This is a genomic window from Streptomyces sp. NPDC093225, assembly GCF_044753805.1.
In the GTDB taxonomy this organism is placed as follows: domain Bacteria; phylum Actinomycetota; class Actinomycetes; order Streptomycetales; family Streptomycetaceae; genus Streptomyces.
In genome coordinates, this window is record NZ_JBIVNX010000016.1 from 62,172 (window position 1) to 66,275 (window position 4,104).

General features: G+C 65.1%; 1 protein-coding gene. It reads right to left on the reverse strand.

Annotated elements, in window-relative coordinates; genetic code table 11:
- A partial coding sequence (locus ACIQCH_RS17080; RefSeq protein WP_402581549.1) for a hypothetical protein occupies positions 1-3,978 on the reverse strand: 3,978 nt, incomplete at its 3' end.
- Positions 3,979-4,104: the final 126 nt, after the last annotated feature.

A 4,104-nucleotide genomic window follows, 5' to 3' on the forward strand; every position in this document is an offset into this window, starting at 1 on the left:
CGCATCATGCCCTTCCCAGTGGGTGTATGCGAGCTGATAGAGGGCATTGGCCAGGCTGGCCCCGCCAGGGCTGTACCAGTACTGGTTGGGCGTGAACGCGGTCAGGTTCTGATAGTCCACCGGAGCGGTCGAGCCGGTCGGGCGGATTCCCGCCAACTCCTCGTACAGCTGCACCGTCCGGCGGGCCATGGACAACGCGGTGGCGGCCCCCAGTCCGGCGCGGAAGCCGGTCAGCAGGTCGATCAGTGCAGCACCCACCATCGGCCGGTACTTGTCCGGCTCGATGCCCGCGAGCCGCATGAGGATGTCGAGCCGGTCAAGCATCGCCTCCGCGGCTTCCTTGCCTTTGCCCACCTGCCTGAGCTTCCAGGCGAAGGCCGCGAGTGCACCGGCACGGTCGAGCCACGGCTGCGGGCACGCGCCTGCGTTGTCTCCGTAGACGGGGTTCCGTGCGTTCCTGAAGTCGAGGACGAGGGGAGTGGTCTCACTGCCCGGATGGCGGACTTCGACCAGTCCGACGTGTCCGCCACTGCCGTCCGGGTTGCGCGGCACGTTCAGGAAGGGCCCCTCGACGAGAGGCAGCGAGTCGAGGTTCGCAAGTGGCAGTCCGTCCATGGAGATGATGCGCGTGGCGTACTTCGACATGGGCGGGCCGACATGGTAACCCTCGGGCCAGTCCTCGTAGGCGTCGGACAGGATCCTGAACGTGAAGGCGTGGGCACTCCCCGAATCCGGGTTCCCGTCCGGCGTGTTGAAGGTGTACGTGCCGCCGTAATCGAGTTCACCCGGCGGGCTCTGCGCATCGAGTGCGTTCAGGTTCGGATTGCGTGCCCGGGTGCGCTGTTGGAACGTCGCGAAGTCCTCGATCGCCGTCGATTCGATCGCGTAGAGGAATCCGACATTCAGCGGGGAGACGATAGAGAATCCACTTGACCAGTTCTTTGCGGCGGTTCGGTACGCGGCAACGTACAGGCCCAGCCGGTGGCCGGCGTCCGGAGCGTTCGGACCGAGGTCGATAAATGCCCAGTTTCCCTGGAGTTCGGCCTCGGAGAGTTGACTCAGATACCATCTCGGAATGGCCAGGTTGGCTCCGCAGGCGAACCCTCGATGAACGGCCGTGTTCACCGAGTACCTCCCGAGCACGCCTCCTGAGAAGTATCTTTCGAATCGAATGAGCTCGACAAACGTGGGATCTGTGCGGGTGGGAATCAGGGTGGTGGCCTGCGCGACCGCGACATCCTTGTAGTGGGTGACGGGATTGTCGTCCCAGCCGTAGCCGCTGTTGAGGAACATGCCTCCGGCTGCCAGGAGGAACGACGGCGATCGGTAGTAGATCTCGACTCCGCCGTCGGCGAGCTCATCCGCCTCGTACACCTCCGGGCGAACCCCGTGGTAGATCCTGTGCTGCATCGGAGTCGGCGGGGGCGTCATCGCGAGCACGTATGCGGCGGGCGGCGGACGGTACGCGGCCAGTCCGGAGATCAGCGGCACGAACGTCCACTCTTTGACGAACTTCCCCTCGGGTTTACCGTCGCGGTCGATCGGACCCGTGTATGCCGCAGAGAACTCGGCGACCTGGTCGCCCCTGTCGGTCCGCACGAGTTGGTTGAACCTGTCCTCGTCCGGGCGGTTGAGGTTCTCGTGCAACCGACGGAAGGGAGCGACCCGGCGCCCCCGATCACTGGAGACGGCGAATTTCACGAACACGTAGTCGAGCAGAATCTGCGCGGCGGCCTTTATCGCACTGCCTTCTTTGGCGAACTCATGGAGGTTGAACAGTGCATGCAGGGACATTCTCTGGTAGGGACGTGCGTTGAATTCGAGGAAGTCGTGCTTCGCGATCGTGTGCAGATAGTCGAGCAGCCAGGCTTCCACGCCGTTCGCGACATTGTCGAACCTCGGGTCGCCGAGCAGCTCGAAAAGCAGCTGGTTCACCAGATACCTGGTGCTTTCGATCATCAAGAGGTGGTTCTCGGTTTCCGGGATCACCTCGACATAGATGAGCGAATGCATGATGCGGTCGACCGGTCCGGCGAGTTCGGGGGGCACGAACCTCAACAGGATGTACTCGAGTTCTTCCGCGGTCAGCAGATTTCGGTAACGGCAGGCGATGACCATGAGCCCTTTGAGCGCCATGTCGTAATCGCCTTTGCGGCTCCAGGGCCCCGCTCCCGGGACCGTTGTCCCTACGAGCGCGTCCCCCCGGTCCAGTTGCCTCAGGAAGACGTGGGCAAGGACGTGGTCGGGCAACTCCCCCGGAACGCGGAAGTCCGGGTCGTCGGCCAGTGCCTGCAGATGCGCGACGAGCGCCATCGTGGAGTCCTCGTCGACCACCACGGATCTCCCGTGGCCCACCAGCAGCGGATTCACGCGCGCGATGTACCTGGCGATGCAGTTCACACGACTGCCTTGGCTGGCGTATGCGGCGGCCGGCGTGCCGTCGAGAGCGGGCACGTCGATGGTGATGTGGTCTTCGGCGTCCCTGCGTTCGAACCAGATTCCGATCTCCGGTGTGCTCCCGTAGGGAGAGCCCTCGAAGGGCGGATCCGGAAGGAACGACGACGTGATGTTGGGGTGCACGCGAAACGTGTAGAACCCTGTGCCGGGAGGATCGGGAAGGCGGAACTGACCGCATCCGGTGCCCGGCCGCGCCCACTCGTCGGGCAGGGGCCCGGCCTCCACCACCTCTTCCAGGATCTTGGTGCCGTTGTGGTTGACCTCGACCCGGAACTCATTGAACGCGGTGTCAGACCCTCCCCAGTTGACCTCGATGAAGTTGCACCGCTGATAGGCGGCGATGACCATTCCAGGGCCGAAGGCGGGCGCGGTGAAGATACGGCCGTACTCGAACTCCTGGTTGCGGATGCCTCCGTCCGGATTGAGGTCCTCCGCGCCGACCGGCTTGCCGAGAGGACCGGCCCAGGCGCCGAGCTCGTGCCAGCGTTCCGCGATCACGCCACTGACATGGGGACCCCCGGGATCCGGGGTTTCGGCGGACAGCGCGAGGTGCGCCCGCACCGGTACGGACCAGTCCTTGCACGCGTCCGATCCCAGGGTCGGTTCGGTGCAGCTCTTGACGGTGAAGGCGTACTCACCGAATCCCTGCAGCCGCGCCCAGATCCGAACCCGGCCACGCTCCCGCGACCGGTGCTGCATGGCGGCCTGGCCTTGGCTCACTTGGTCGTACGAGATGTCGTACCGGAAGTAGTCGTGCTCGAAGTGGGGCCTTGACCACTCGAAGCAGGCCTCGTTGCGCAATCGAAAGACGCTGACGACCATGTCCTGGTCGGGCGACGAGGCGATCTCCCCGTGCTCGAACCGTTGGCGCAGTCCGGTCCCGCCGGGGACGTCTTCCTTCGGCCCGGTGGGTCCGCCGAAGGGCCCGGCAGCCGCACCCCAGGAACGCCACCGTACGTCGATCTTCTCGTGGCCCGTCTGGATGCGATACCAACCCTGCCAGTGGGCGTTCTCCCCACCCCACCAGTTGCCGTACACACCACCGTCCGGCCGGACGGCCCAGATCTCCATGTGGTCGTCGTTCCGGGAGACCGTGGCGATGGGGGTCCTCGGGTCGAAGGTCTCCGCCCCTATCCGGTACCAGCCGTGCCAGTGGGCGTTCTCCCCGCCCCACGAATTGCCGTACAGACCGCCGTCCGGCCGGACGGCGAACACCTCCATGTGGTCGTCGTTGCGAGACACCACGGCAACGGGCGTCCTCGGGTCGAAACTCTCCGGACCGACCCTCTCCCAACCATGCCAATGGGCATCCTCCCCACCCCACCAGTTGCCGTACAGACCACCATCAGGACGGACGGCCCACACCTCCATGTGGTCGTCGAAACGCGACAAGGCAGCAACAGGCGCGCCCGCGTCGAAGGTCTCCGCCCCCATCCGGTACCAACCGTGCCAGTGGGCGTTCTCCCCACCCCACGAATTGCCGTACAGACCGCCGTCCGGCCGGACGGCGAACAACTCCATGTGGTCGTCGTTGCGAGACACCACGGCAACCGGCGTCCTCGGGTCGAAACTCTCCGGACCGACCCTCTCCCAACCATGCCAATGGGCATCCTCCCCACCCCACCAGTTGCCGTACAGACCACCATC